The organism is Prauserella cavernicola, assembly GCF_016595675.1.
Lineage (GTDB): Bacteria > Actinomycetota > Actinomycetes > Mycobacteriales > Pseudonocardiaceae > Prauserella_A > Prauserella_A cavernicola.
In genome coordinates this window covers 409061-436010 of record NZ_JAENJH010000001.1, presented here as the reverse complement: position 1 = coordinate 436010, position 26950 = coordinate 409061, and the positions used below count along the sequence as shown (strand labels likewise).

Genomic DNA, 26950 nt, shown 5'->3' with positions numbered 1-26950 from the left:
CAACCACTCAGGTCAACCGTAGTTGTCCCTGATGAGACACGGTTGGCCCCAAGTCGCCGCGGCGATAGTGGCGACGACAAAGTACCTGGTAACGGACTGTAGTTGTTTCGGGCTGCGCGCGTGTCGGTGCCGAATTCACCTCTGCGGCTGACTCCGACACCTCCTCGGTGTCGGCGACGAAGACCGTGTCACCCTCGCGCAGCACCCGTCCGTCCCGCACGCGCGCGTTGAACCGGCCGGGCAGCCCGCACCAGCACAGCACCTCGACCTGCACCGGCTGGAGCTCGTCCGCCAGCTCGAACAGCCTGCGCGCACCGGGGAAGAGCTCGCTGCGGAAGTCGGTCGCGATGCCGAAGCAGTACACGTCGACGTGTGCGTCGTCGGCCAGCTCACCCAGCTGTTCGACCTGGGTGGGGGAGAGGAACTGCGCCTCGTCGACGATCAGGTAGTCCACGTGCCGCCCTGCCGCCCACGAGTCCCGCACGAGGACGCGGACGTCGGTGCCGGGGTCCAGTTCGACGGCCGTGCGTGTGATCCCGATGCGGCTGGTGATCTGCGGCGTGCCCGAACGGTCGTGGCGCACCAGCAGCAACCCCTGCCGTCCCTGCCTGGCCAGGTTGTGGTCGATCTGCAGCGCCAGCGTGGACTTGCCACAGTCCATCGGGCCGTAGCAGAACTTCACCTTGCCCGCGATCGGCAGCTCTCTGCGCGCGCCCCACGCCGGAGCTGAGGAGAGCGCGTCGGTCGGATCGGGATCGGGGTTCTCCACGGCGGTCACGTCGAGCGACCCTAGCGGCCACCACCCCTACAGCACGGCAGGCTCCCGGTTTCCCGCCGCGGCGATGGCCCTTCTCACAGGCACCAGCGCGACGAGGATGAACCCGACGACGAAGAAGATCACCAGCGCGATGATCGCGTACCGGAACGAGCCGGTGGCCTGCCCGACACCGGCGAACAGCAGCGGGCCGAGCCACGAGGTGCCGCGTTCGCCGATCTCGTAGAGCGAGTAGTACTGGGCTTCCTTGCCGGCGGGGATCATCTGGCTGTACAGCGAGCGCGACAGCGCGTTGGTGCCACCGAGCACGAGCCCGATGCCCACGGCCACGGCGTAGAACTGCATCTCCTGACCGGCCTCGACGAAGTAGGCCCCCGTGATCACCACGATCCACACGACGAGGCTGCCGAGGATCGTCTTCTTCGCCCCGATCCTGCGGGCGACGAGCCCGTGCGCGATGCCCCCGAAGTAGGCGACGAACTGAATCACCAGGATCGTGGCGATGAGGACCTCGTCGCTGAACCGCAGCTCCTCCGTGCCGTACTGCGCCGAGACCGCGACGACCGTGGAGATGCCGTCGGTGTAAATCAGGTACGCACCGAGGAACGCCAGCGTGAGCGGGAAGGCCCTCGCCGCCCGGACCGTGGTGCGCAGCTCGGTGAACCCGGCCCGGACCACGCCGACGCCGTGCTCGGCACCGTGGGGCGGCTGGCGCTCCTTCAGCCTGCGCAGCGGGATGATCGTGAACAGCGCCCACCACAGGCCCGAGCTCAGGAAGCAGATCCGCACGGCCATCGACTGGTCGATCCCGAACGACTCGTGGCTCAGGTAGAACGCCAGCTGGATCGCGAGCGCGAGCCCGCCACCGAGGTAGCCGAACGCCCAGCCGCGCGCCGACACCGCGTCGCGTTCGTCGGGCGTCGCGATGTCGGGCAGGAACGAGTAGTAGGTGACGATCGAGGCGCCGTAGCCGATGCTGCCGATGATGTAGAGGACGACGCCGAGCTCCCAGCGGTCGCCCGACACGAAGAACAGCAGGGCCGACGCCGCGGAGCCGAGGAACGCGAAGCCGCCGAGGATGCGCTTCTTGTACTGGCTGCGGTCGGCGATCGCCCCGGTGATGGGCAGCACCAGCACCTGGATGATCGTGGCCACCGACAGCAGGTAGCCCCACAGCGAGCCGGCGGGGAACACGAGCCCGAACAGCGAGATGTCGCAGTTCTGGAGGTTGTTGTCGACGCCCTGGGCGTCGACGCACGGAGTGGGGCCGTTGCGGACGAGGTCGGACTTGGCGTCCTCTGCGGCGACCGAGCTCATGTAGAGCGCGCCGAACACGGTGATCACCGACGTGTAGAACGACGAGTTCGCCCAGTCGTAGAAGTACCAGCCGCGCTGTTCCCGCTTGCGCTCCCGCGCGTCGGCCGCGGGCGCCGGGCCCTGCGGAGTGGTGGTCATGCGGGACTCCCTGCGCTGTGGATCAACGGGTGGGCGGAGATTACTGCCCGCGCGTACCACGACGGCGGCCGGGCTGGCGGCGTGATGATGATCGTATCCCCCGACTGTGTTACGAGAGGCTGGTGTTTCTGCTGTGACTCTTGTGATGCATTGTCCGATTTGCTTACTGTGCAGACATGAACGAACCCCGGGCCGGTTTCGCAAAGCGGCTGGTCGTGCGCTTTCTCCTCATCGCGGCCGTCGCTCTGGGTCTGCCCGTGGCGCTCAGCGGGACGGCCGGAGCCGACCCGTCCGCGGACGCGTGGGCCAAGCTCCGGATGTGCGAGTCGACCAACCGCTACACCGTGAACACCGGCAACGGGTACTACGGCGCCTACCAGTTCGACCTGCCGACCTGGCACAGCGTCGGCGGCGCGGGCAGGCCCGACCAGGCGACGCGCGCGGAGCAGGACAACCGGGCTCTCTACCTCTACCGTATGCGCGGCTGGCAGCCCTGGGAGTGCGCGGGCATGCTCGGCCTCTCCAACGACCGCGACGCACGCAGCAAGGTCAAGCCGAGCTACTCCGAGTCCGCCTACATCAGCGGCGGCGGCGCCACACCCGCCAAGCCGGCGAAGCCCATCAAGCCGACGTGGCCCGGAGTGGTCTACGCCTACGGTGACTGTGCGCCCGAGCTGCGCACGTTCCAGCTGCGGATGAACGCCTTCGGCTACGGCTTCGAGGGCACCGGCTGCTACTACGACAAGACCCGCAGGGCGGTGCTCGACCTGCAGCGCGCCAACGGGATCAACGACTCCGGACGGCTCGGGCCGAAGACGTGGAACGCGGCGTGGAACGGCAAGGCCCCGCGCTAGGCGGCGCCGTTCGCGCCTCCCGACGGCCAGGCGCCGCGCTCGATCAGCACCTCGCGCAACAGGTCCGGCCGGTCGGTGACGATGCCGTCCACGCCGAGGTCCAGGAGCGCCCGCATGTGCTGCGGGTCGTTGATCGTCCACGTGTGCACCTCGACGCCGGCGTTGCGGGCCGCCCTCAGGAAGGCCTTGTCCACAATGGTCATTCGCCCTCGCCGGGCGGGAACCTGGGCCATCAGTCCGCTGCTCAGGAAACCGAGCCGCAGGAACGGGACCCAGCCGTTGGCCCACAGCACGGCGGCCGAGCGCGGGCCCAGTGAGGTGAGCAGCCTCGGCCCGGCCAGCTTGCGCAGCCGGGCGAGGCGCGCGTCGGAGAACGCGGCCGCGGCCACCCGGTCGAAGGCGTCCAGGCGCTGGATCACGCGCACGAACGGCTCCACGGCAGCACTGGACTTGATGTCCACGTTGAAAAACGCGCCCGGTAGTTCTTCAAGGATGTCCTCGAGCCGCGAGATGGCGACCTTTCCGCCGATCTTCGCCCGGCTCACGGTCTGCCAGCTCTGGTGGGCGATCGGGCCCGTAGCGTCGGTGGTGCGGTCGAGTCGCGCGTCGTGGTGCACGACGACGACGCCGTCCGCGGTGGCATGCACGTCGGTCTCCAGATACCGGTAGCCCTCCGCGTCCGCTCGCTGGAAGGCGGGCAGGGAGTTCTCCAGATCGGACATGTCGTCCAGATGCCACCCGCGGTGGGCGAAAGCCCGGGGGAGCGGGTCGGCGAGATACGGGTGCGGGATGGTCGGCACGTCTCAAGTGTGCCGCTCCGGCGTGGCCTCGTCATGAGCAACGGGTGGCGAGCTAGGGTCGGCCGGGTGAGCGAACTGGCAGGACCCGCTGTTGCGTCACGTGACGAATTGCAGCAGCTGCGGACACCGGTCCCACGACACTGCGGCTGGTGCGGGCGCCGCCTCGAGCAGAGCGGGTCCGTGGGGCGCAGGCGCCGGTACTGCGGCCAGTCCTGCCGGCAGCGGGCGTACGAACGCCGGACCGCCGTGCAGCGCACCGGCCTTCCCGAAGACGCCGTCGTACTGTCCGACACCGAGATCGCCACGTTGCAGGACCGGTTGTTCCAGCTCCGGTGCGCCGCGGAGGATGTCGCGACGGCGGCCGAGGACGGCGCCTCGCCGGGCGAGCTCCGCCAGATGGCCACGGAACTCGCCCAGGCCGCCCGTGAGCTCGAACAGCTCCGGTGATCCAGCATCCAGCCCGTCTCGCCTAATACGTCACGGTGACGTATTAGATGGATCCCGTGGAGTACTCAGAGGACGGGATCTCGTCGTCAGCACGCCTCGTGACGCCGGAAGGCGGCCCGGCGGTCCATCGCGCCGCAGGCTTGAGGAGTCAGGGCGGATCGGCGGACGACGGGTCCAGTGCGAGTACGTGAGGCGGCGGGGTGAAACTCCGTGAGTGGCAGGAATCAGAGCCGCGATCCGGCTCCCCTCCCAGGTCGTCATCCAATGCCGATAAGCTACATTATGTTAAGTAGTTGATCGGGAGCTCACTCTGGCCCCTCCCGTTCGGTCCCCTGAGCTTTCCGACTAGGTACTCCTTCGCCATGCTGATTCAGTTCGAAGGTCTCCGCGACACTCGCAGCCTCGGACTGGCTGGTGAACGGAGTGGCCTGGTCGGCGCTCGGACTCCACTGATCCTGCCCGTCAGGCCGGTCTCCGGACGACCTCCAGTGACGACCTCCAGTAGAGCCGCTCACCGTTCCGGAGTCGCACGACGATCGCCCACCGCGTCTTGGCTGACACCGCGACAGCGTAGCCAGAACTGTGATCACGGGGCGCTCCTGAGCTAGGTTCGGGTCGTGGTGTCAGCTTTCCCCGAGTACTCGTACGCCGACGTCGTGTCCGCGCTGCGGGCCGCCGGGTGCGTGTTCGCCGAGGACGAGGCGCGGCTGCTGACCGATGCGGCGAGCACGGCCGGCGAACTCGCCACGCTGGTGCGCCGACGGGCCGACGGCGAACCTCTCGAACACGTCGTCGGCTGGGCCGAGTTCCTCGGTCGGCGCATCGTGCTGGAGCCCGGCGTGTTCGTCCCCCGCCGGCGCACCGAGTTCCTCGCCCGCCAGGCGATCGCGCTCACCCGGCCCGGTGCGGTCGTGCTCGACCTGTGTTGTGGTTCCGGCGCTGTGGGCGCCGTCGTGGCCGACGCCGTCTCGCCGGTCACGCTCGTCGCCTCCGACGTCGACCCGGCCGCGGTGCGCTGCGCGCGCCGCAACCTGCCCGCCGGTGCCTCCGTGTACTCCGGTGATCTGTTCGCGCCACTCCCCTCTCCCCTGCGCTCGATGATCGACGTGCTGGTGGCGAACGTGCCGTACGTGCCCGCTCGCGCCGTCGACTTCCTGCCCACGGAGGCCAGGGAGCACGAGCCGAGGGTCGCGCTGGACGGTGGTGCCGACGGGCTCGACGTGCTCCGCCGCGTCGCCCGCGAAGCGCCGGACTGGCTCGCGCCCGGTGGCAGCCTCCTGATCGAGACGAGCGACGACCAGGCGAGCCTCGCGGTCGACGCGTTCGCCGCCGCGGGACTGGAGTCGAAGGTGCTGACCTGCGACGACACGTCCGTCGTGGTCGGTCAGCGGCCCAGCACCTCGAGATAGTGCGGGCTGTACATGAGCCCCACGATGTTTCCGAACGGGTCGACGACCGACGCCGTGACCCAGCCCGCCTCCCGGTCGACGGGCGCCTCGTGCTCCCGCGCCCCCAGCGACAGCAGGCGGGCGTAGCTCGCGCGCACGTCGTCGACGTGCCAGTACTGGACGGCGCCCGCCGGGCCGGTGGCGGTGTCGTGCGGGGCGTAGCGGCTGTCGATGAGGCCGAGTTCATGCTGGTAGTCGCCCACCCGGAACTCGACATAGGCCGGATCGTCCGGATCGGGCCGCTCGAAGTACGGCTCGACCCCGAGCATGTCGGCGTACCACCGCCGGGCCGCGCGGACGTCGTCCACGAAGTAGGTGATGGTGGTGAATCCACGCAACATCGTTCGTCCTCTCGTTCTGCCGACGCTGTTCTTCAATGGTCGGCGGCAAGCAGCTCACCTTCCGAGCGCTTTCTTTCGGTACCGTGGTGAGTGAGCACTCACCAACCTAGGGAGACGACCATGAGGCTGACCGTCTTCGGCGCCACCGGCGGCACCGGCGCACACCTCGTGCGGCAGGCGCTCGACGCGGGACACCAGGTGACAGCGGTGGTCCGTGATCCCGCTCGACTGCCACTCACCCACGCGTCGCTGGAGGTCGCCGTCGCGGGCGTCACCGATCCCGGGCCACTGCGCCCGCTGGTCGCGGGCCGCGACGCCGTGCTGTCCGCGCTGGGCGCGGCCGGCAACAAGACCGCGGGCATCGCCTCGGCCGCGACCGCCGCGATCCTGTCGGCGATGTCGGCGGAGCGGATCCGGCGCATCGTGGTGATCAGCGCCAATCCGGTCGGCCCCGTCGCACCCGGCGAGAGCGTGGTCTTCCGCGCCATGCGGCGAGCGCTGCTGACGGCGTTGAAAGATGTCTACGCCGACCTCGCCCGCATGGAGGCCGAGCTCGCGCGCAGCGACGCCGACTGGACCGCGTTGCGTCCTCCGCGGCTGACCGACGGTCCGCTCACGGGCGCCTACGTGCGCGAGCTCGGCGCCAACCTGGCACGCAGGCACTCGATCTCCCGCGCCGACCTCGCGCACGCGATGCTCGACGCACTCGACGACCCCGCCACCGTCGGCAAGGCGGTCGGCGTCGGCGGCTGACGTGACCTGAGCCACGACCCGGCGCGGTGGTGACCCCGCGAGCCGACAATGTCCCGATCGGCTCGACGCGGGGAGGATTTGTGCAGGAACCGCTGTTCGGCTCGGTCGACGAGGTGGTCGAGCGACTGGCCGGGGCAGGCTATCTGGCCTCGACCGCCGTGGCGACCACGGTGTTCCTCGCCGACCGGCTCGGCAAGCCGCTGCTGGTCGAGGGTCCCGCGGGTGTCGGCAAGACCGAGCTGGCCAGAGCACTCGCGAGCGCCACGGGCAGTGAGCTGGTGCGGCTGCAGTGCTACGAGGGCATCGACGAGTCCAGGGCGCTCTACGAGTGGAACCACGCCAAGCAGCTGCTGCGTATCACCGCCGCGCGCGACGAGCAGTGGCAGGAGACGCGCGACCACGTCTTCAGCGAGGAGTTCCTGCTCCCCCGTCCCCTGCTCACCGCGATCCGCAACCCCGATCCCACCGTGCTGCTGATCGACGAGACGGACAAGTCCGACGTCGAGATGGAGGGTCTGCTGCTGGAGGTGCTCGGGGACTTCCAGGTGACCGTGCCCGAACTGGGCACGATCACGGCGGCGCGCAGGCCGTTCGTTCTGCTCACCTCGAACGCCACCAGAGAGCTCTCCGAAGCGCTGAAGCGGCGCTGCCTGTTCCTGCACCTGGACTTCCCGACGCCCGAGCTCGAACGGGACATCGTGACGTTGCAGGTGCCCGGGCTCGACGCCACGCTGGCCGACTCGCTCGTGTGCGTCGTGGGCGCGCTGCGGGAGCTGGACCTGCGCAAGGCGCCCTCGATCGCGGAGTCCATCGACTGGGCGCGCACGCTGCTCGCCCTGGGCGCGGATCGCCTCGACGAGCAGGTGGTGCAGAGCAGCCTCGGCGTGATCCTCAAGTACCAGGCCGACCATCGCAGGGCCGCGGCCGAGCTGCGGCTGGACCGGCTGCTCGACCCCGCGTCGCCATGACCACCGAGGCGTTGCCCGGCAGGCTCGTCGACTTCGTCGGAGCGCTGCGGGAACGCGGCATCCCGGTGGGTCCCGGCGAGACGGTGGACGCCGCGGCGGCGGTGGACGTGCTCGGGCTCGCCGACCGGGACCAGCTGCGCGAGGCACTGGCGTCGACCGTGCTGCGGCGCTCGGGACAGCGCGGGGTGTTCGATGCCGTGTTCGACCTCTACTTCCCGGTCGCTGTGGGCTCCGTCGAGTCGGCGGGCGAGCCACCTTCCGATGTGTTCGAACTGCGGGACGCACTGGTGGCCGCGCTGGCCGAGGGCGACGAGGCCCGGTTGCGGGCGCTCGCGGCGTCGGGGGTCGAGGCGTTCGGCCGGTACGGCAACGCCGGGAACGGTGGCAGTGGTGGTGCCGGCGACACTGGCGCGTCGGGGTCCGGGTCGCGGCTCAGTGGCTGGTCGGCCTACCAGACGTTGGGCGAGGTCCGCCCCGAGGCGCTGCTGGCGCGGGTGCTCGCGGCGATGCGCACCGCCCGCCCGGAGGACGGTCCGCTCGGCGAGGCGCTCGCGGAGCGGCAGGCCCGGTCCCGCATCGCCGGGTTTCGCGAGCGGGTCCAGGCCGAGGCGCGGAGGCGAACGGCGGAGCTGCGCGGGCGTGAGCGCATCGCCTCGCACGCCGTGGCGCCGCAGACGGAGCTGGTGACGTTCACCAGTGCCACGAGCGAGCAGTTCACGGCGATGCGGCGCACGGTCCAGCCGCTGTCGCGCAAGCTCGCGACGCGGCTCTCGTCCCGCAGGAAGAAGGCGCGGCGCGGGCAGATCGACCTGCGCCGGACGTTGCGCCGGTCGCTGGGCACCGGCGGTGTCCCGATGCGGCCGGCGCTGCGCAACCGGCGTCCTGGCAGGCCGGAGCTGGTGGTGTTGTGCGACATGTCCGGCTCGGTCGCCGGGTTCGCACAGTTCACGCTGCTGCTGACGCAGGCGCTGAGTGACCAGTTCAGCAAGATCCGCAGCTTCGCCTTCGTCGGGCTGACCGACGAGATCACGCACCTGGTGAGCGCGGGCCGCGACGAGCCGGAAGGGCTCGCGGCGCGGATCCTGTCGCAGGCCCGTGTCACCAGGTGGGGCATGAGCAGCGACTACGGCGAGTCGCTCGGCAGCTTCGTCGAAGGGTGGGAGGACGTGCTCGGACCGCGCACGAGCGTGCTGGTCCTGGGTGACGGCCGCACTAACTTCGGCGACCCCAACCTCGAGGCGCTACGCCGAATCGCCGACCGCGCGCGGCACGTCTACTGGCTCAACCCGGAGGCCGAGCGCTTCTGGGGCACCGGCGACTCGGCGGCGTTGCGCTACGCCGAGCTGGTACCGATGCACGAGTGCCGCAACATCCGGCAGCTCTCCCAGCTCGTCACGGAGCTGCTGCCGACGTAGCGCCGACACCGCGCTCACACCGCGCTCACGTCGTCCCGGCGCGGCCGCTGAGTTCCTCCCATCGCCGGTGCTCGCCGACCCGGGTGAGCAGATCCTGAACGACCAGGTCGTAGGACCTGCTGCCGAGGATCAGGCGCTTCGGTGGTTCGGCCATGCGCGTCACCTCGAGCACCACGGGTGCGGCCTCGCGCGGGTCGGGATCGTTGGACTCGGCCCAGAGTTCGGCGAGCTCCGCGCGCAGTGCCGCGTACGCCTCGTTCGGTTCGGAGGCGGTGGTGCCCCGGGTGAACAGGTCGGTGGCGAAGCTGCCCGGCTGCAGGATCGTGACCGTGATGCCGAAGGACTCGACCTCCATCGCGAGTGCCTCGCTCAGTGCGTCGAGTGCCGCCTTGCCCGCTCCGTAGACGCCGACCGAGGCGAATCCGCCGGTGGATCCCATTGAGGTCACCTGCAGGATGTGGCCCGATCCCTGCGCGCGCAGGTGCGGGATGACCGCCTGCGAGACCCAGAGTGCACCGAAGACGTTGGTGTCGAAGTGGTCGCGCACCTGCTTCTCGGTGGACTCCTCGAGCATGCCGAACAGCAGCTGCCCCGCGTTGTTCACCACGATGTCGAGCCTGCCGAAGGTGGCGGCGGCTTTGCCGACGGTGGCGATCACCGCGGTGCGGTCGGTGACGTCGAGCGAGAGCGTGACGAGGCTGCCCTCGTACTCGGCCACCAGGTCGTCGAGGGCCGAGACGTCGCGGGCCGTGCCGATGACCCGGTCCCCCTCGGCCAGTGCCGCCTCGGCGAAGGCGCGTCCCAGCCCGCGTGAGGCGCCCGTGATGAACCAGACGCGCGGTGCGGTGTTCGCGGTCATGCGCGTCACCCCCTCTCCCGTCCCGCCTAGACGAGACGGTCCGTTTCGTGTGCTCGCCCAGTGTGCGGACACACCCGTCCCGTGTCAAGACGGTCCGTCTCGTTTCGCCTATAGTCCGGGGATGACCTCCGCGAAGCGCCCCGACGCGTCCCGTCGCAACGAGAAGTCCCGGCAGGCGATCCTCACCGCCACCAGGGAACTCATCGCCGAGACCGGCTACGCCAAGGTGAGCATCGAGGCCATCGCCGCGCGGGCCGGCGTGGGCAAACAGACGATCTACCGCTGGTGGTCGTCCAAGGGCGCCGTCGTGTTCGACTCGATCCTGGACCTCAGCGGTCCCGTCGACGATGCCGTCGTGCTGCCCGACACCGGCGACCTGGAGACCGATCTCAAACAGGTGCTGCGGGCGACCGTCGCCGAGTTCGCCGACGCCGCGTTCGAGGCGCCCATCCGCGCGCTGACCGTCGAGATCGCCACCGATCCCGAACTGGCGGCGCTCTACCAGCGCAGCATGGCGACCCCGATGGACGAGGCCAAGAAGGCGCGGCTGCGCAGCGCGCAGGAGGCAGGGCAGCTCTCCCCCGACGCCGACCTCGACCTGGTGCTCAGCCTGCTCAACTCCCCCGTGTTCGAGCGCTGGCTGATGCGCGGCGGACCGCTCGACGACGCGTTCGCGGACGGCGTCGTCGAGGCGGTCGTGCGCGCGTTCAGTCCCGGGCCCTGATGACCTCCCACAGGCTCGTCCAGTTGCCCGAGCCGTGCCCGGCGGCGATCGCGCGGTCGTAGAGCGACTTGACCGCCTCCGGCAGGGCGACGTCGACCCCGGCCTCGCGGTTGGCCGCGACGATGTGGTCGGCGGTGGCGCCCATCATCGTCGCCGTGCTCAGCTCGCCCGGGTAGGTGCGCGACTCCAGTTCCTCGGCCGTGCCCGCCAGGAACGGCGAGAACGTGTCGTACATGTCCACCGCGAACGGCAGGAACTCGCCGACCGGCACACCCTCGGCCCGCAGCAGCGCGGCTGCCTGCAGGTAGGCCGACAGCGACGTCAGGAACAGCGTCAGCTGGGCCTGGTAGTACAGCTGCGCGAGGATCGGGTCCTCGCCGCGGTACTCGGGCCTGCCCAGCAGCCGCAGCACCGGCTCGTGGGCCAGGAACGTCTCCTTCGGTCCGCTGTAGAACACGTAGGAGTGCTCGGTGCCGACCATCGGGGCGGGCACCATCACCCCGCCCACCACCAGAGTCGCCCCGTGCCCGGCCAGCCAGGCGTCGGCCTCGCGGGTCCTGGAGGGGGTGTCGGAGCTGAGGTTCACCACGACCTTGCCCGCGAGCGCGCTCGTGACACCGCCGAGGATGTCGTACATCGCCTGGTAGTCGGTGAGGCTCAGGATCACCAGCTCGCTCGCCGCGAGCGCGTCGGCCGGTGAGGCGGCGCGTACGGCTCCGGCGGCGACGACCTCGTCGGCGCGGCTCGCGGTGCGGTTCCACACGGTGACGGTGTGCCCGTGCGCGAGGAAGGTGCGGATCATGGCCTGGCCCATCGGGCCGAGCCCGATCAGGGTCACGTCGGTCATGCGGGGGTTCCCTTCTGGAGGAGTTCGATGATTCCGGTGATGTCCTCGTGGCCATGCCCGTCGGCCGCCCTGCGTCGCAGTAGTGCTCCGAGGGGTTCGAGCAGCTCCGGGCTGACGCCCTGTTCCTGGGCCGCGCGGGTGAGGTTGACGAAGCCGGCCGCCTGCATGCCGAGGTTCGAGGGGACGTCGGAGGCGTAGTCCCCCGCGTCGATCTGGTGTGCGGCCGCGTGTGCCCAGCCGCTCATCGAGCTGAGCCAGCGGTCGAGGCGCGGGACGAACTCCGTGAGCGGCGTGCCCTCGGAACGGACGAGCGCGAGCGCGTGGATGATGCCCGTGAACATGCCGTACATGCCGCTGAGCAGAGCGATGTCCTGCAGCGCGGCCAGACCGGGGGCGCCGCCGAGGTAGTGGCTCTCGCCGAAGGTGTCGAGCGCGCCGCGGGAGGTCTCGAACGCGGAGCGGGAGCCGCTGTAGAGGACGAAGGCGTCCGGGGTGCCGATCTGGGGCGGCACGGCCATGATGCCGCCGCCGAGATAGTCGGCGCCGTGGCACGCCGCCCACTCGGAGAACGTCCTGGCCTGTACCGGGGTGCCGTTGGTGAGGTTGACGAGCACGCGGCCGCGCAGGGCGTCGGCGTGGTCGTCGAGGACGTCGTGCACGGAGGCGTAGTCCAGCAGGCACGCGAACACGAGCCTGCCGGCCGCGATCGCCTCGCCGGGGGTGGCCGCGCGGGCCGCGCCCAGTTCCACGAGGGGTTCGGCCTTGGCCGCCGTGCGGTTCCACGCGGTCACCGGGTGCCCCGCGCCGAGCAGGGCACGGGCGAGCGCGGTGCCCATCGCTCCGAGACCGAGCACGGTCACCGGGGGTCTGTCGTCGTGTGATGCGGTCATGACGTCACGGTGCCGGGAGCCGCGCACGAACCACTGCGGTTTCGCGCACGGCCGGATCGTCGGTGGGCGCCGATAGTGTCCGTTCGTGCGATTCGGCGTGCTGGGACCGCTGGCGGTGTGGACCTCCGGCGGCGATGCCGTGCGGGTGCCCGAGGCGAAGGTGCGGGCACTGCTGGCGGTGTTGCTCGTCCACGAGGGACGGCCGGTCTCGGTGGACCGGCTGGTGGAGCAGCTCTGGGGCGAGCGGCCTCCCGGTAACCCGGGCAACACGGTGCAGACCAAGGTCTCGCAGCTGCGCCGCACGCTGGAGGCCGCGGAGCCTGGCGGCAGGACGCTCGTCGTGTGGGACGCGGCGGGCTACCGGCTCGACGTGGCGGCCGAGGCGGTGGACCTGCGGCGCTTTCGCGAGCTCACCGCGCGGGCGCGGGCGAGCGAGGACCCAGCGAGCCGGGCCGCGGTGCTGGGCGAGGCACTGGAGCTGTGGCGCGGGCCCGTGCTGGCGGACTTCGCCGACGAGCCGTTCGCGGTACCCGTGAGCCGGCGTCTCGACGAGGACCGGCTCACCGCGCAGGAGGATCTGGCCGAGGCACGGCTCGCGCTCGGTGAGCACGCGGCGCTGGCTGGCGAGCTGGGCGCGCTCGTGGCGCGTCATCCGCTGCGGGAGCGGCTGCGGGCGGTGCAGCTGCGCGCGCTCTACCGCTCGGGCAGGCAGAGCGAGGCGCTCGCCGGCTACGACGAGGTGCGGCGCCTGCTGGCCGACGAGCTCGGCCTGGAGCCAGGACCGGAGCTGGCCGGGCTCCAGCACGCGATTCTGCGGCAGGACCCGGCGCTGGACCTGGCCCCGCCCCTACCTCAGGGCGGGGAGCTCCCTGTGCCGGTCACCGAACTGCTGGGCAGGGCCGACGCGGTGCGGGAGGTCCGCTCGCTGCTCGAGCGGGAGCGGCTGGTGACGCTCACCGGGCCGGGAGGGGTCGGCAAGACCCGGCTGGCATTGGAGACCGCGGCGCGGCTCGCGGAGTCCACCCGCGACGGTGTGCGCTTCGTGGAGCTGGCGGGACTCGACCGGCACGGCTGCGCCGAGCCCCGCAGCGAGCCCGAGCATTGGGTGCCCGAGGCGGTGGCGGATGCGCTCGGCGTCCGCCAGGACGCGGGAACCGAGCTGGTCGAGCGACTGGCCGACGCGGTGCGGGACCGGGAGCTGATCCTGGTGCTGGACAACTGCGAGCCGCTGGTGGAGCCCATCGCCCACCTGGTCTCGCGGTTGTTGCGGGCCGCGCCGGGGTTGCGGGTCCTCGCGACGAGCCAGCGTCCGCTCGGGGTCGGCGGCGAGGTGCTCTGGGTGGTGCCGCCGCTGGGCATTCCCGCATGCGGGCACCTGGAGCCGGGGCGCCCGGCGGCAGCGGTGCTGGCATCGGTGCGGGAGTTCAGCGCGGTGCGCTTGTTCGTCGCCCGCGCCGCGGCCACCGCGCCGGGCTTCGCGCTCACCGAGGACACCGTCGCCGCGGTCGCGGCGATCTGCCGCAGCCTCGACGGGTTGCCGCTGGCACTGGAACTGGCCGCGACCCGGGTGCGGGCACTCGGTGTCCACGAGCTGCTGGCGCGGCTCGGCGACCGGTTCCGGCTGCTCTCGTCCGGTCCGCGCGACGCGCCGGCCCGGCAGCGGACGCTGCGCGCGATGCTCGACTGGAGCTGGGAGCTGCTCACCGACGCCGAGCGGGTGGTGCTGCGCAGGCTCGCCGTGCACGCCGAAGGCTGCACCCTCGACGCGGCGGAGGCGGTGTCGTCCGGGCAGGGCATCGAGCCCGACGCCGTGCTGGATCTGCTGGCCGGGCTCGTCGACCGCTCGCTCGTCGTCGCCGACGACCACGGTGGCGCTGCTGGCCGCCGGTACCGCCTGCTGGAGTCGGTGCTCGCCTACGGACGGGAGCGGCTGGCGGAGGCCGGCGAGCGGGACCGCGTGCGGCTGCGGCACGCGCGTTTCCACGTCGAGCTCGCCGAGCGGGCCGATCCGCTGCTGCGCGGTTCCGGGCAGCAGGGCTGGCTGCGACGGCTCGACGCCGAGGCCGCGAACGTCCGCGCGGCGCTGGACACGCTCGTCGGGCTCGGCCGCGCCGACGACGCGCTGCGCCTGGTCAACGCCATGACCTGGTACTGGTTCCTGCGCGGGCGCATCGCGGAGGCGCGGCGCTCCCTGCGGGCGGCGCTCGCCGCGCCGGGTGAGGCCGATCCGTCCGCGCGGGCGGCCGCGCGCGTGTGGGAGGCGGGCCTGGCGGTGCTGGCCGGTGAACGGGCCGATCCGCGTGCTGCCGGCGACGCCGACGCCATCGCCGACCCCGCCGTCCGGGCCCGGGCCCAGTGGTTCCTCGGCTACGTGCTGGGCACGGTCGGCGACCTCTCGCCTGGCCAGCGGCTCACCCGCGACGCACTCGCCGGCTTTCGTGCCCTGGGCGACCGGTGGGGCACGGCGGCGGCGCTGGCCGACAACGCGGGGCAACTGCTCGCGCTGGGTGTCATCGACGAGTCGCGCCGGGCAGCCGAGGAGTCGGCCGCGGTGTTCCACGAGCTCGGTGAACGCTGGGGCCTGGTGCAGTCGGCGTTCGCGCTGGGCGCGCTCGCACAGATCCGCGGCGACTACGCCGACGCGCGGGACCGGTTCCTGGAGAGCTTGCGCCGCGCACGGGAGCTCGGACTGTGGCCCGAGGTGTCGTACCAGCTGTCGTGGCTGGGCCGCACCGCGTTGCTCAGCGGCGACGCCGGGCAGGCGCGGGAGCTGCACGAGCAGGCGATGCGGCTGGCCGCGGAGCAGGGGTTCGCTCCCGGTGAGATGTACGCCAGGACGGGGCTCGCGCTGGGGGCCCGCCGCGAGGGCGCGCTCGACGAGGCCGAGCGGCATCTGCGCGTGCTGCTCGAGTGGAACCGCCTGGTGGAGTTCGAACCGGGCAACACCCTGGTGCTCGCCGAGCTCGGGTTCGTCGCCGAGCTGAGGGGCGACGTCGCGCTGGCCCGCCGTCAGCACGTGGGCGCGCTGGCCGTGGCGCTCCGAGGTGGCGACCCGAGAGCCATCGCACTCGCGGTGGAGGGACTGGCCTGCGCCGACGCGCTCGCCGGTGACGTCACGCCCGCCGCTCGGCTACTGGGCAGGGCACAGCACGCCCGCTCCTCCGTCGGCGCGCCGCTGCCGCCCGCGGAGCGTCACGACGTGGACCGGGCATCCGCGACGGCACGGGACGCGCTGGGTGCCGAGAAGTTCGCTCGTGAGCATGGTCACGGCGTTGACCTGGGGTTGAATGGTCTGGAGGACCTGCTGCGCGACTCACTCGCAGATATGTAGTTGCAGCACACAAGTTTCTGCGGTTACCGTGGTCGGCAATCCCAGAACTCTCTCGCGAGAAGGAGCCGACTACGTCCGCGCCCGCGCACGCCCCCGCCACCGAACCGATGACGCACCGGCAGATCCTCGAAGCCTTCACCGGCCTCCTGCTGGCGCTGCTGGTGGCGATCCTCTCCTCCACCATCGTCTCCAACGCGCTGCCCACGATCCTCGCCGATCTCGATGGCACCCAGAGCCAGTACACCTGGGTGGTCACGGCGATGCTGCTGACCTCCACGGCGACCACGCCGATCTGGGGAAAGCTCTCCGACCTGTTCAGCAAGAAGCTGCTGTACCAGCTCGCCATCGTGATCTTCACGGTCGGCTCGGTGCTCGGCGGCATCGCGCAGTCGATGCCCGAGCTCATCGCCTACCGCGCACTGCAGGGCATCGGCATGGGCGGTCTGCAGGCGCTGATCCAGGCCGTCATGGCCGCCATGATCGCGCCCCGCGACCGAGGTAAGTACTCCGGCTACATCGGCGCGGTCTTCGCCGTCGCCACGGTGTCCGGGCCACTGCTCGGCGGCGTGATCGTGGACTCCGCGCTCGGCTGGCGCTGGTGTTTCTGGGTGTGCGTGCCGATCGCCGTGCTCGCGTTCATCGTGCTCGGCAGGACGCTGCACCTGCCCGTGATCAAGCGCGACGTCAAGATCGACTGGCTCGGCGCGACGCTGATCGTCGGCGGCGTCGCCCTGCTGCTCATCTGGATCTCGCTGGCGGGGAAGAACTTCGCGTGGCTGTCTCTGGAGACGCTCTGGTTCGTCGGCGGCTCGGTGCTGGCGCTCGCGTTCGCCGTGCTGGTCGAGACCAGGGTCCGCGAGCCCGTGGTGCCGCTGCGGCTGTTCCGCAACCGCTCGTTCACGCTGGCCGTGCTCGGCACCCTCGCGGTGGGCACGGCGATGTTCGGCGGCGCCGTCTTTCTCGGGCAGTACTACCAGATCGCGCGCGGCTACTCCCCCACGCACGCAGGCCTGATGACGCTGCCCATGGTGCTGGGCCTCTTCCTGTCCTCGACCATCAGCGGGCAGGTGGTGTCGCGCATCGGGCGCACCAAGCCGTTCCTGGTCGGCGGCTCGCTGATGCTGGTGGCCGCGCTCAGCCTGCTGAGCACGATCGACCACACCACCGACCTCACGCTCATGGGCTGTTACCTCGCGATGATGGGCATCGGTGTCGGCGCGCTGATGCAGAACCTGGTGCTGGTGGCCCAGAACACCGTCGGCATGCGCGACATCGGCTCCGCCACCGCCACGGTCACGTTCTTCCGCACGCTGGGCGGCTCGGCGGGTGTGTCGGCGCTCGGCGCGGTGCTGGCCAGCGAGGTCAGTGGCGGCAACGCCAGCGGGGGCGGCGGGTCGCTAGACCTCGCGTCGCTGCCTCCCGCCGTGCGGGAGGCCGTGCGCGCGGCGTACGGCGACGGCACCGGCACGATCTTCTTCATCGCCGCCATCGTCGCGGTGGTCACCGTGCTCGCGGTGCTGTTCATCAAGGAGACGCCACTGCGGGACACCCTCGACGTCACCGACGGCAGCACCGACAACACCGACAGCACGCCCGCGCCGGCCCCCATGTCGCCAGTGCCCGAGGCGCCCGTCGTGCGCACTCCGCTCGAACTCTACGGCGTGGTCACCGCGGGCGGCGACCCGCTGCCCGGCGTGTCACTGACCCTCACCGACGCCTCTGGCGCGCAAGTCGATCTCCAGCGCACCGATGCCGCCGGAAACTACCTGGTGACGGCGCCGAAGGCAGGCCGGTACGTGCTGATCGCGGCCGCCGAGCACCTGCAACCGGTGGCCCAGACCGCCGAGCTCACGGCCACCCCGGCCCGCCACGACCTGACGCTCTCCGGTGCGGGCACGGTCAGCGGACACGTCCGCGGGCCGGGACACCGGCCGATCGGCGGCGCGACCGTGGTGCTCACCGACGTCCGGGGCGACGTACTCAGCTCCGGCCTGTCCGGCGGTGACGGCTGGTACCAGTTCCCCGACGTCGTCGGCGGCAGCTACACGCTCGCCGTGACCGCGCGGGGCCACCGGCCGCTGGCCGTTCCCGTGTCCCTGGTCGACGGCGAGCAGTTCACCCGCGATGCCCAGCTCGACCCCGCGGGCCAGGTGCTGGGCACCATCCGCTCCGGCATCAGCGGGCAGGCGGTCGGCGAGGCGCAGGTGACCCTGCTCGACGCCAGAGGCCAGGTCGTCGGGGTGACCCTCACCGACGCCGAGGGCACCTACCGGTTCGGCGATCTCGACGTCGGCGACTACACCGTCATCGCGAGCGGCTACGCACCCGCCACCACGCAGCTCACCGTGGCCGACGACGGTGGCGACGACCGGCAGGACTTCGAGCTCGGCTACACCACCGAGTTCGACCGTCACGACAACAGGAACTAGGCGTACAACGCGGCGAGCGCCTCGTAATCGGGTTCGGGCGTCTCGCCGCCTGCCAGGTGCGTGCCGAGCGCGTCGAGCAGGACGTGCCAGCCGAGGCGGTAGTCGACGGCCGGTTCGGGCCGGACGGGGCGGTGCAGCAGCACGAGCACCGTCTCCGTCCCGTCGGCGCGCAGCTCCCACCGCACCACCGAGTCCTCCTCGCCGGGCCACGACCAGGAGTGCTCCAGCACGGAGGGCGGCTCCACGGTGAGCACGGTGCCCTCCGCGCGGCCCTCGTCGCCGAAGTCGTACACCGCGGCGCCACCGACCCGGGCCTCAATAGTCACGCCGGGCAGCCAGCGGCCCTGTTCAGCCGGATCGACCAGTGCCTGCCAGACCCGCTCCGGCGCGTGCCGCAGCCTGCGCTCGAAGCGGATCTGCCAGGCGCCGTCGGGCCCGAGGCCGACACTGCCTCGCGTTCCGGGTGTCGTGGGGCCGGTCATCGTGGGGCCTCCGGGTTCGCGTCGAGGTGGGCTTCCAGCGCGCTCAACCGGCCCGCCCAGTAGCCGCTCATACGCTCGATCCAGCCCGTGACCTCGGTCAGCGGGCCCGGGTCGAGCCGGTAGATCCGGCGCTGGGCGTCCTGCCGGCAGGTGACCAGGCCCGCCTCCTTGAGCACACGCAGGTGCCGGGACACGGCGGGTCTGCTCACGTCGAACTCCGCTGCCAGCTCCCCCGCCGTGCGCTCTCGAGCGGCGACGAGTTCGAGCACCTTCCGGCGATGGGGATCCGCGAGTACCGCGAAGACGTCCGTGGTCACGGCGCATATGTAACCGCAAGCTTACGTAACTGGCAAGTGACAGAGGAGCGTCACGTCTCCGTGGGCGACTCCGGCTCCGGTTGTGACTCGGGTGCCGTGCGCGCGGCCAGCAGCAGATCCATCTGCGCGTGGGCCCGGGCGAGCTCGTCACGCAGTTCCACCAGCCGGGCCTCGGCCGCGGCGCGCGACTGCTCCACCGCCTGTGCCCCGGCGGTCGCGCGTTCGGTGGCCGCACGCTGCTCGGCGAGCGCGTCGCGGGTCCCGTCCAGGTCGGTCCGGAGCGCGGCCGCGCCGTCGCGGGCGTCCGCCAGGTCCCGTCGGGCGTGCTCCAGCGAGGTCTCCGCGGCGGTCACGCGCGCGGACGCCGCGTCGAGGCGTTCCGTGGCCAGCGTGTGCGCGCCGGCGAGGTCACGCAGTTCGTCGCGGGCGAGCTGCAGGTCGCCGGCGAGGGCGGCGCGGCTCTCCCTCGCCTCGTCGAGGTGCTGGCGCGTGGTGCGCAGCTGGACCGCCAGCTCGTCGGTGGCCTGCGCGCTGGCCGTGGCGGCGGACTCGGCGGCTCCCCTGGCGCGTTCGTGCTGGGCGATCCTGGCCCACGCGTCGCGCTGGACCTGCTCTGCTTCGTCGGCGGCGCGCCTGGCTGCTTTCTCGGCGTCGGTGCGCGCGGCCCGGTCGTCACGGGACTGGGCGAGCGCGCGGTCCCGGGCCCGTTCGGCCTGCTCGGCGCGCCGGAGCGCCTCCTCCGCCTCGGTGCGCGCGGCGGCGGCCTGCTCCTCGGCGCGCTGCACCTGCGCGATCGCGCCCTGCTCGGCGGCGTCGAGGCGGGTGGTCATCTCCCGCACGGCGTCCAGCACCGGCGCGGCCACGGGGCCGAACAGCTCGGCTGCCTGCCGCAGCTCCGCGAGCGGGTCGAGCACGGCGGCCGTCTGTGCCGCGCGCCGTTGTCGCGACGCCGCGTCGGCGTGGGCCTTGCAGCAGTACGACGAGGGTCGCCCGCCCTTGCGCCTGCCGTTCTCGTCCACCGCGGGCGGAGGCAACGGGTTGTCGCATCCCTCGAGCGCGCACAGCACTTCCGCGAGCGCGTCGTTGTCGGCGTCCACGTCACTGACCAGGTCATTTGTCACCACGCTAGTTTCGCGCACGCGTTACTAAAACTCGTAACACGACACGCGAATCAGTGAAACTACCTGAGAAACAGGCTCCGTGATAATGCCCCTTATCACGGAGCACCCGACAGATGAGCCCCCGAGCCCGCGCGCCAGCCCCTCCCCGAGCAGCGAACTGCGGTGAAGGGCACCTTGAGTGCGTTCAATGCACTCAAGGTGCCCTTCACCGCATCTGGGTTACACCGCTTCGCGGGTGCGGAGGCTTGACGCGAGAGCTCCGCACACCAGCGCCGCCGTCACCAGCGCCGCGCTCACCCAGAGCGGTGCCCGGTATCCGAACCCCGCGCCGATCACGAGCCCGCCGAGCCACGGTCCGGCCGCGGCGCCGACATTGAACGCCGCCGTCGCGAACCCGCCGCCCAGGAGCGGCGCGTCAGGCGCGGCGTAGAGCACCCGGGCGATCAGCGTCGAGCCGACCGCGAACGACAACGTCCCCTGCACCACAACAAGCACCAGCGTCGCCACCGCGTTGCCCGCGAGGAGGGCGAACGCGACCCAGCCGAGCGCCAGCGCGACACCGCCCACCAAGAGCATCGGCAGGGGGTGCGTGTCGGACAGCCGCCCGGCGAGCGTGACCCCGGCGAACGATCCGACGCCGAACAGCGCCAACAGCACCGGCACCCACGCCGGTGCGAAGCCACCGACCTCGGTGACCAGCGGGGCCAGGTAGGTGAACGTGCAGAACGTCGCGCCGTTGACCAGCGCTCCGAGCGCCAACGTCACCAGCAACCGCGGGCCGCGCAGTGCCCGCAGCTCCCGACAGGCGCTGGTCGGTCCGGTGGCACCGGCACGCTCGGGCACCCAGCGCAGGATCGCGACCACCGCGGGCACCGACGCGAGCGTCACCGCCCAGAACGCCGCCCGCCAGCCCCACAGCTGGCCGAGCAGCGCCCCGGCGGGCACCCCGGCCACGCACGCGACGGTCACGCCGCCGAGCAGCACCGAGGTCGCCCTGCCCTTGGCGGTGGGCTCGACCAGGCTCGTCGCGGTCGCCAGCGCCACCGCGAGGAACCCGGCGTTGGCCAGCGCACCGGCCACCCGCGTGGCCAGCAGCACCTCGAAACTGGTGGTCAACGCGCCGACGACGTGTACCGCGAGGAACGCGAGCAGGAACGTCAACAGCGCGCGCCGACGCGACCAGCGCAGGCTCAAGATCGCCATCAGCGGCGCGCCGACGACCATGCCGACGGCGAACACCGACGTCAGCGCTCCCGCGGCGGGCACCGAGACCCCGAGGTTCCGGGCGAGGTCCGGCAGCAGGCCGGACAGCATGAACTCGGACGTCGCCTGGGCGAACACCGCCAGTCCGAGCAGGTGGATGACAACAGGCACAGCAAGACTCCGCAACCACATCGAGGGTTCGACAAGAGCACGGCAGCGCTAGGAACGCGGGCTGCCGCGGTGAGGGAAACGTGTCCGATGCGGTGTGTTCCCGGTGCTCGCGGACGTCGAGGTCAGCGCCACAGCAGGGCGCGAAAGGTCAACGCGGGCACATGGGGAGCCACCGGGCGCACCGGTGGCTAGAGTCTGGACGCCTCAGGGCTGGACACGCGGCGCACGCTAGCAGCGGCGCCGCAACCCCGTCCACCGGATATGCGCCGGAGCCGATCGGGCATGCTGTGCCGGTGACGGAGACCGCAGCCGCCGCCGACGAGTGCCCCGGCCTCCCGCTTTCGCCGGGACAGGCGCGATGACCGGCGCGGACTCGGGCCGCGGCGCCATCCTCCGCGCGGCCCGCAAGGCGTTCGCCCGCCAGCCCTATGCGGCGGTGACCCTGCGCGACATCGCCGCCGAGGCCGGGATCAGCGCTTCGCTCATCGTCAAGCACTTCGGCAGCAAGGAGGGCCTGTTCGACACCGTCGCCGACTTCACCGGCGCGGCGGACGCACTGCTCGCCGTGCCGAACGCGGTACTCGGCAGGCATCTCGTGCTCACCCTGCTGCGATATCGCCGCGAGCAGGGCAGCGACCTGCTGGTGCGCGTCGTGTTCGCCGCGGGCAGTGGCGACGAACGGGCGCTGCTACGCGAGCGGTTCCGTGACCAGGTGACGCGACGGGTCGAGCACCGGCTCGCGGGCGCCGACACCGGACTGCGAGCCGAGCTGATCGTCGCGCACCTGCTCGGCCTCGGCGCCGTCATGGCCGTGGACCAGGACGGGCTCGCCGCCACCGCTGATCCCGAGTGGATCGCCGAGCGCTACGCCCCCGGCCTGCAGGTTCTCATCGACGGCTGAGACGGCCGAGCGACGCCGCGACCACACCCTGCGCACGACGAACGCCGCCAGTACGAGACCGGCGAGTACGGCCACCGCACCCAGTCCGAACCACCGGGCCAGCGACTCGTACGCCGAGGCCATGGCGTAGCCGAGGGTGGTCAGCGTCGCGCCCCACAGAGCCGACACGGGCACGCTCACCACGGCGAAGCGCCGGTAGCCCACTCCGCCGTAGCCGGCCAGCCTCGGCGTGATCGTGCGCAGCACGGCGAACCACTGCGCCACGGCCACGGCCGCAGGCCCGCTGCGCTCGAGCAACCGGATCGCCCTGGCACGAGGACCATGCAGCCTGCGCGGGGTGGGCAGCGCGCCCTGCCTGCCGCGCAGGTACGCGAACTGGGTTCCGGCCACCGCCGCCGCGGCGACGATGCCCGCCGCCAGAGCGGGCTCGGCGAGCCCTTCCCTGGCCAGCACTCCGACTCCGATGACGGCGCTCGCGCCGGGCAGCACCACGCCGACGAGCAGTCCGGCCTCGGCGACGATCACCAGGGCGGCCACGACCAGCAGCAACGGCTGCGGCAGCCCCGCGAGCCACGGCAGTGGGTCAGGCATCGTCGCTGTGCGCGATGGGCCTGCGGCACACGTAGACCAGCGCCGGGGGCAGGTTGCGCCACACGGTGCGGGTGACGATCACCTCGTCGAAGAACTCGTCCAGCAGCGCCCGGAAACGCCGGGCGCCGGAGAGCCGGGCGGCATGCCGGTAGGCGAAGGTCGAGAAGCCGCCGTCGGGAGTCAGCGCACCGCACACCTGGGACAGCACGGCCCGCTGGAGCTCCTCGTCGAACAGCGACCACGGCAGGCCGCTGACCACGGCGTGCACCCGCGGTTCGCCCGCCTCGGCGAGCAGGGAGTCCAGCTGGGCCGCGTCGCCGCACACCACCGACATGAACGGGTGGCTGGCGCGCAGGTGCTCGGCCATCTGCGGGTTGATCTCCACCGCCAGGTGGGTGCCGTTGCCGTGCAGGCGCCGGTCGATGACCCGGCTGACAGCACCGGTTCCGGGCCCCAGCTCCACCACCACCGGGCTGCCGTACCGGGGCACGATCGTCGTCAGCTGCTCTCCGAGGTCCCGGGAGCTGGGCGCGACAGCGCCGACGAGCTGTGGGTTGCGCACCGCCGACGAAAGGAAGAGCGACAGGCCCCGCCAGGATCTCGTGCTGGTCATGATCTCCACGGTCGCAGTGAGCGGCGGCCTTTCCCTCGGCTGCGTGGTCCGTTCTCGCAGCCGAAAGTACGAGCTCGTTTCCTCCCGCGGTAGGAGGTGCCACTCCTGGACCTTCCCTAGGGTCCGTTCGGTGTTGTCGCGATTTCTGCGGCGGTTCCCCACCCTGGTCTGGGCGCCGGTCCGGTTCCTGCCGCTCGTCTGCGCCGCAGGCTACCTCGCCGTGTACTCCCGCCCTCTCGAACCCAGCGTCGCGGACTGGGTCCTGGGACTGACCTCGGCGTCAGTCACCATCGCGGGCGGAAGGTACCCGTTCGCGGTCACCCTCGTCCAGTCCACGCTCCTCGTGCTGGCGACCCGGGTGCTGCCCGCCGGCGTCGCCGCCGCGCTGCTGTTCGCGCTCGCGGCTCTGGCCGTCGGCGAGCTGATGATGCGCCGGATCGGGTGGCCGTGCTGGGTCGGCGCCGCGGGATACGTGGCGGCACAGGTCGCCGTGTCGGTGCCGGGCTTCGACCCGCTGCTGACACCGCCGACGATCGCGCTCATGACCCTGGCGCCGGTGCTGCTCGGCGTGTACATCCGTTCCGTGCTGCAGGTGGCGATGCACGCCGAGCGGGCGCGCCGCGACGCCGTGGTCGAGGCGCGCGCGGCCGAGCGCACCGCGATCGCGCGGGAGCTGCACGACCTGGTGGCCCACTACCTGGCCTCGGTCGCGATGCGGGTCGGCGGCGCCAGGGTCGCGTTGGGTGACCGGGAACCCGAGGTCGCCCACGCGCTCACCGACGTGCACACCACCTCCCGCACCGCGTTGACCGACCTGCGACGCCTGGTGACGACGCTGCGCGACCCGGCGAGCGTCACCGACGAGGCCGGGGCGGCGCTCGCCGAACCCGAGGGCCTGACGGGCGCGCTCGCCGCGGCGGTCGAACGCGCCAGAGGGACGGGCCTGATACTGGACGCCGAGATCGATCCCGCGGTCTCCGCGCTCGACGCCATGCGGAGGCTCGCGATCCTGCGAGTGGTGCAAGAGGGCCTGACGAACGTGATCAAGCACGCCGGAACCGGTACCCGGGCGAGTTTGCGTGTCCGCACGCTGGGCGACGAGGTGCGGGTGGAGGTGCGCGACGACGGTGGCGACACCCGTCCCGAGCAGCACGACGGCTCCGGGCACGGGCTCGTCGGCATCCGCGAGCGCGTGGAGCTGCTGGGCGGCAGCATGCGCGCCGGCGCGGAGCCTCCCGGCTGGGAGCTGACGGTCGCGGTGCCCACCGGCGCGACCGGGACGGTGCGATGATCCGCGTTCTGCTCGTCGACGACCAGCAGCTGGTGCGGGCGGGCCTGCGCATGCTGTGCGGCACCACCGAGGACCTCGAGGTGGTCGGCGAGGCCGACAACGGTCACCAGGCCACGCAGCTCGTGGAGCAGACGCTGCCCGACGTCGTGCTCATGGACCTGAGGATGCCCGGGGTCGACGGCATCACGGCGACCTCGCGCATCCTCGCCGCCAGGCCCTCCACGCGCATCCTCGTGCTCACCACGTTCGACGACGACGAGCACCTCTACCCCGCGCTGGCCGCGGGCGCGCACGGCTTCCTCGCCAAGGACGCCGCCCCCGAGGAGGTGCTCGACGCGGTCCGCAGGGTGGCCGCGGGTGACTCGCCGTTCAGCCGTGAGGTGCTGAACCGGCTGGTCCGCACCGCCGTCTCCGCGCGCGAGACCGACCGCGACCGGCAGGTGCCCCGGCTCACCGAGCTCACCGACCGGGAGCGCGACGTGCTGGGGCTGGTCGGCGACGGACTGTCCAACGGCGAGATCGCGCAGCGGCTGCACATCGGGGTCACGACGGTGAAGACCCACGTCGCGAGCCTGATGAGCAAGACGGGCAGCACCAACCGCGTCCGGCTGGCGGTGCTGGCGGCGCGGGCGGAGCTCACCCGGGACCGAACCAGCGGTTAACCGGCGGCCGCGGCCCGCTCGGCGCGGTCCAGCAGCAGCCGTCGCTCCCGTTCGTTGCGCGTCTGCGCGGCCGCGGCGGCGAACTCGTCGCGGGCCTCGGCGTGCCTGCCGAGCTTGGCCAGCAGATCACCGCGCACGCTCGGCAGCAGGTGGTAGTTCGCGAGTGCGGGAACGTCCCTCAGCTGGTCGACCAGCGCGAGCCCCGCGGCGGGGCCCTCGGCCATGGACACCGCCACCGCCCGGTTGAGCTCGACGATCGGCGACGGGGTCACCCGGCCCAGCGCGAGGTACAGCGCGGCGATGCGGGCCCAGTCCGTCGCCTGTGCCGTCCGGGCCCGTGCGTGGCACGCGACGATCGCGGCCTGCAGCACATACGGGCCGAGCGAGTCGGTGAGCGAGTACGCACGGTCGAGCGCCGTGAGCCCCCTGCGGATGAGCAGCCAGTCCCACCGGCCCCGGTCCTGGTCGAGCAGCAGCACCGGCTCACCGTCGGGGCCGGTGCGGGCGCGCGAGCGCGACGCCTGGATCTCCAGCAGCGCCACGAGGCCGTGCACCTCGGGTTCCTTCGGTGCCAGCTGTGCCAGTACCCGCGCGAGGCGCAGCGCCTCCGCACACAGCTCGGGTCGCATCCAGTCGCCGCCCGCGGTGGCCGAGTAGCCCTCGTTGAAAATGAGGTAGACGACCTCGAGCACCGACGACAGCCGGCCGGCCAGCTCCGCGCCCTGCGGTACCTCGAACGGCACCCGCTTCGTGGCGAGCGTCTTCTTCGCTCGCACGATCCGCTGGGCGACCGTGGACTCGGACACGAGGAACGCCCGCGCGATCTCGTCGGTGGTGAGCCCGCCGAGCAGCCGCAGTGTCAGCGCCACGCGCGCCTCGGTGGAGAGCACCGGGTGGCAGGACGTGAACACCAGGCGCAGCAGGTCGTCGCCGATGTCGTCGAGCTCGGGTTCGGGCTCCTCCTGTGTCTCGAGGTCCCTGCCGATCTCCTCCACCTTGCGCGCGAGGCGTTCCTGGCGGCGGAACTGGTCGATGGCCCTGCGTTTGGCCACGGACATGAGCCAGGCGCCCGGATTGTCCGGCACGCCTGACTCCGGCCACTGTTCCAGTGCCGCCACGAGCGCGTCCTGCGCGAGCTCCTCGGCGGCGCCGACATCACGCAGCATCCTGGCCAGTCCCGCGATGAGCCTGGCCGACTCGATTCGCCAGACGGCGTCGATGGCGCGATGGGTGTCCGCAACTGCCGTCACAACCACCAATCC

The 26950-nt window shown here is 71.8% G+C and carries 25 protein-coding genes; 12 read left to right on the top strand and 13 right to left on the bottom strand.

The features are described 5' to 3' along the window. Positions 1-7 precede the first annotated feature (7 nt). Positions 8-778, bottom strand: coding sequence for a thymidine kinase (locus JHE00_RS02080; RefSeq protein ID WP_200314153.1), 771 nt, complete (start codon positions 776-778; stop codon positions 8-10). Positions 779-805: 27 nt separating this feature from the next. Further along, positions 806-2230, bottom strand: a complete 1425-nt coding sequence (locus JHE00_RS02075) for an MFS transporter (RefSeq protein WP_200314152.1) — start codon at positions 2228-2230, stop codon at positions 806-808. A gap of 176 nt (positions 2231-2406) precedes the next feature. Here JHE00_RS02075 and JHE00_RS02070 point away from each other — a divergent pair, with 176 nt between their 5' ends. Continuing rightward, the gene (locus tag JHE00_RS02070) at positions 2407-3084 is read left to right on the top strand and encodes a transglycosylase family protein (protein WP_200314151.1); all 678 of its coding nucleotides are present in this window, start codon (positions 2407-2409) and stop codon (positions 3082-3084) included. On the opposite strand, the gene JHE00_RS02065 is transcribed toward JHE00_RS02070, so the two are convergent. Further along, positions 3081-3884, bottom strand: coding sequence for a glycerophosphodiester phosphodiesterase family protein (locus JHE00_RS02065; RefSeq protein ID WP_200314150.1), 804 nt, complete (start codon positions 3882-3884; stop codon positions 3081-3083). The genes JHE00_RS02070 and JHE00_RS02065 overlap by 4 nt on opposite strands. A 33-nt stretch (positions 3885-3917) precedes the next feature. Here JHE00_RS02065 and JHE00_RS02060 point away from each other — a divergent pair, with 33 nt between their 5' ends. Both JHE00_RS02060 and JHE00_RS02055 read left to right on the top strand, forming a co-directional pair. Further along, positions 3918-4331: a hypothetical protein gene (locus JHE00_RS02060; protein ID WP_230422779.1), complete on the top strand. Its 414-nt coding sequence runs from the start codon at positions 3918-3920 to the stop codon at positions 4329-4331. Between the two features lie 620 nt (positions 4332-4951). Beyond that, entirely contained in the window at positions 4952-5740 is a 789-nt protein-coding gene (locus JHE00_RS02055; RefSeq protein WP_200315761.1) for a putative protein N(5)-glutamine methyltransferase, read from the top strand. On the opposite strand, the gene JHE00_RS02050 is transcribed toward JHE00_RS02055, so the two are convergent. Further along, positions 5716-6120 (bottom strand): VOC family protein, encoded by a 405-nt coding sequence (locus JHE00_RS02050; protein WP_200314149.1) that lies wholly within the window; start codon positions 6118-6120, stop codon positions 5716-5718. The genes JHE00_RS02055 and JHE00_RS02050 overlap by 25 nt on opposite strands. Before the next feature lie 120 nt (positions 6121-6240). Between JHE00_RS02050 and JHE00_RS02045 the strand changes: the two genes are divergently transcribed. From JHE00_RS02045 to JHE00_RS02035, 3 genes are all read left to right on the top strand, one after another. Next, positions 6241-6873, top strand: a complete 633-nt coding sequence (locus tag JHE00_RS02045; RefSeq protein WP_200314148.1) for an NAD(P)-dependent oxidoreductase — start codon at positions 6241-6243, stop codon at positions 6871-6873. Positions 6874-6953: 80 nt separating this feature from the next. Beyond that, positions 6954-7841 carry an AAA family ATPase gene (locus JHE00_RS02040; RefSeq protein ID WP_200314146.1) on the top strand — a complete coding sequence of 296 codons (888 nt, stop codon included), beginning with the start codon at positions 6954-6956 and terminating at the stop codon, positions 7839-7841. Beyond that, complete coding sequence (locus tag JHE00_RS02035) at positions 7838-9256, top strand: vWA domain-containing protein (RefSeq protein ID WP_200314144.1); 1419 nt, start codon at positions 7838-7840, stop codon at positions 9254-9256. The genes JHE00_RS02040 and JHE00_RS02035 overlap by 4 nt, the downstream gene beginning before the upstream one ends. A 25-nt stretch (positions 9257-9281) precedes the next feature. On the opposite strand, the gene JHE00_RS02030 is transcribed toward JHE00_RS02035, so the two are convergent. Next, positions 9282-10115, bottom strand: a complete 834-nt coding sequence (locus tag JHE00_RS02030) for an SDR family NAD(P)-dependent oxidoreductase (RefSeq protein ID WP_200314142.1) — start codon at positions 10113-10115, stop codon at positions 9282-9284. Between the two features lie 121 nt (positions 10116-10236). On the opposite strand from JHE00_RS02030, the gene JHE00_RS02025 reads away from it, so the two are divergent. Next, positions 10237-10839 (top strand): TetR/AcrR family transcriptional regulator, encoded by a 603-nt coding sequence (locus tag JHE00_RS02025; RefSeq protein ID WP_200314140.1) that lies wholly within the window; start codon positions 10237-10239, stop codon positions 10837-10839. Here the strand turns inward: JHE00_RS02025 and JHE00_RS02020 are convergent. Continuing rightward, the gene (locus JHE00_RS02020; RefSeq protein ID WP_200314139.1) at positions 10823-11686 is read right to left on the bottom strand and encodes an NAD(P)-dependent oxidoreductase; all 864 of its coding nucleotides are present in this window, start codon (positions 11684-11686) and stop codon (positions 10823-10825) included. The two genes, JHE00_RS02025 and JHE00_RS02020, sit on opposite strands and share 17 nt — an antisense overlap. Then, positions 11683-12576, bottom strand: a complete 894-nt coding sequence (locus tag JHE00_RS02015; RefSeq protein ID WP_200314137.1) for an NAD(P)-dependent oxidoreductase — start codon at positions 12574-12576, stop codon at positions 11683-11685. Before JHE00_RS02015 ends, JHE00_RS02020 begins: the two co-directional genes overlap by 4 nt. Before the next feature lie 85 nt (positions 12577-12661). Here JHE00_RS02015 and JHE00_RS02010 point away from each other — a divergent pair, with 85 nt between their 5' ends. Continuing rightward, entirely contained in the window at positions 12662-15907 is a 3246-nt protein-coding gene (locus tag JHE00_RS02010; RefSeq protein ID WP_200314134.1) for an AfsR/SARP family transcriptional regulator, read from the top strand. Positions 15908-16014: 107 nt separating this feature from the next. Continuing rightward, entirely contained in the window at positions 16015-18336 is a 2322-nt protein-coding gene (locus JHE00_RS02005) for an MFS transporter (protein WP_200314132.1), read from the top strand. Here JHE00_RS02005 and JHE00_RS02000 read toward each other — a convergent pair. From JHE00_RS02000 to JHE00_RS01985, 4 genes are all read right to left on the bottom strand, one after another. Beyond that, the gene (locus JHE00_RS02000) at positions 18333-18818 is read right to left on the bottom strand and encodes an SRPBCC family protein (RefSeq protein ID WP_200314130.1); all 486 of its coding nucleotides are present in this window, start codon (positions 18816-18818) and stop codon (positions 18333-18335) included. The two genes, JHE00_RS02005 and JHE00_RS02000, sit on opposite strands and share 4 nt — an antisense overlap. Continuing rightward, on the bottom strand, positions 18815-19135 hold the full coding sequence (locus JHE00_RS01995) for an ArsR/SmtB family transcription factor (RefSeq protein WP_200314128.1): 321 nt from the start codon (positions 19133-19135) through the stop codon (positions 18815-18817). The genes JHE00_RS02000 and JHE00_RS01995 overlap by 4 nt, the downstream gene beginning before the upstream one ends. A 50-nt stretch (positions 19136-19185) precedes the next feature. Continuing rightward, the gene (locus tag JHE00_RS01990; RefSeq protein ID WP_307831777.1) at positions 19186-20256 is read right to left on the bottom strand and encodes a coiled-coil domain-containing protein; all 1071 of its coding nucleotides are present in this window, start codon (positions 20254-20256) and stop codon (positions 19186-19188) included. A 219-nt stretch (positions 20257-20475) separates the two neighbouring features. Beyond that, on the bottom strand, positions 20476-21630 hold the full coding sequence (locus JHE00_RS01985; protein WP_200314124.1) for a Cmx/CmrA family chloramphenicol efflux MFS transporter: 1155 nt from the start codon (positions 21628-21630) through the stop codon (positions 20476-20478). A gap of 358 nt (positions 21631-21988) precedes the next feature. Here JHE00_RS01985 and JHE00_RS01980 point away from each other — a divergent pair, with 358 nt between their 5' ends. Then, positions 21989-22531: a TetR/AcrR family transcriptional regulator gene (locus tag JHE00_RS01980; RefSeq protein ID WP_200314121.1), complete on the top strand. Its 543-nt coding sequence runs from the start codon at positions 21989-21991 to the stop codon at positions 22529-22531. 583 nt (positions 22532-23114) lie between these two features. On the opposite strand, the gene JHE00_RS01975 is transcribed toward JHE00_RS01980, so the two are convergent. Next, positions 23115-23735 carry a class I SAM-dependent methyltransferase gene (locus tag JHE00_RS01975; RefSeq protein WP_200314119.1) on the bottom strand — a complete coding sequence of 207 codons (621 nt, stop codon included), beginning with the start codon at positions 23733-23735 and terminating at the stop codon, positions 23115-23117. A gap of 130 nt (positions 23736-23865) precedes the next feature. On the opposite strand from JHE00_RS01975, the gene JHE00_RS01970 reads away from it, so the two are divergent. After that, on the top strand, positions 23866-25026 hold the full coding sequence (locus JHE00_RS01970; RefSeq protein WP_200314117.1) for a sensor histidine kinase: 1161 nt from the start codon (positions 23866-23868) through the stop codon (positions 25024-25026). Next, on the top strand, positions 25023-25688 hold the full coding sequence (locus JHE00_RS01965; protein WP_200314115.1) for a response regulator transcription factor: 666 nt from the start codon (positions 25023-25025) through the stop codon (positions 25686-25688). Before JHE00_RS01970 ends, JHE00_RS01965 begins: the two co-directional genes overlap by 4 nt. Here JHE00_RS01965 and JHE00_RS01960 read toward each other — a convergent pair. Then, complete coding sequence (locus tag JHE00_RS01960; RefSeq protein WP_200314113.1) at positions 25685-26947, bottom strand: RNA polymerase sigma factor; 1263 nt, start codon at positions 26945-26947, stop codon at positions 25685-25687. The genes JHE00_RS01965 and JHE00_RS01960 overlap by 4 nt on opposite strands. Positions 26948-26950: the final 3 nt, after the last annotated feature.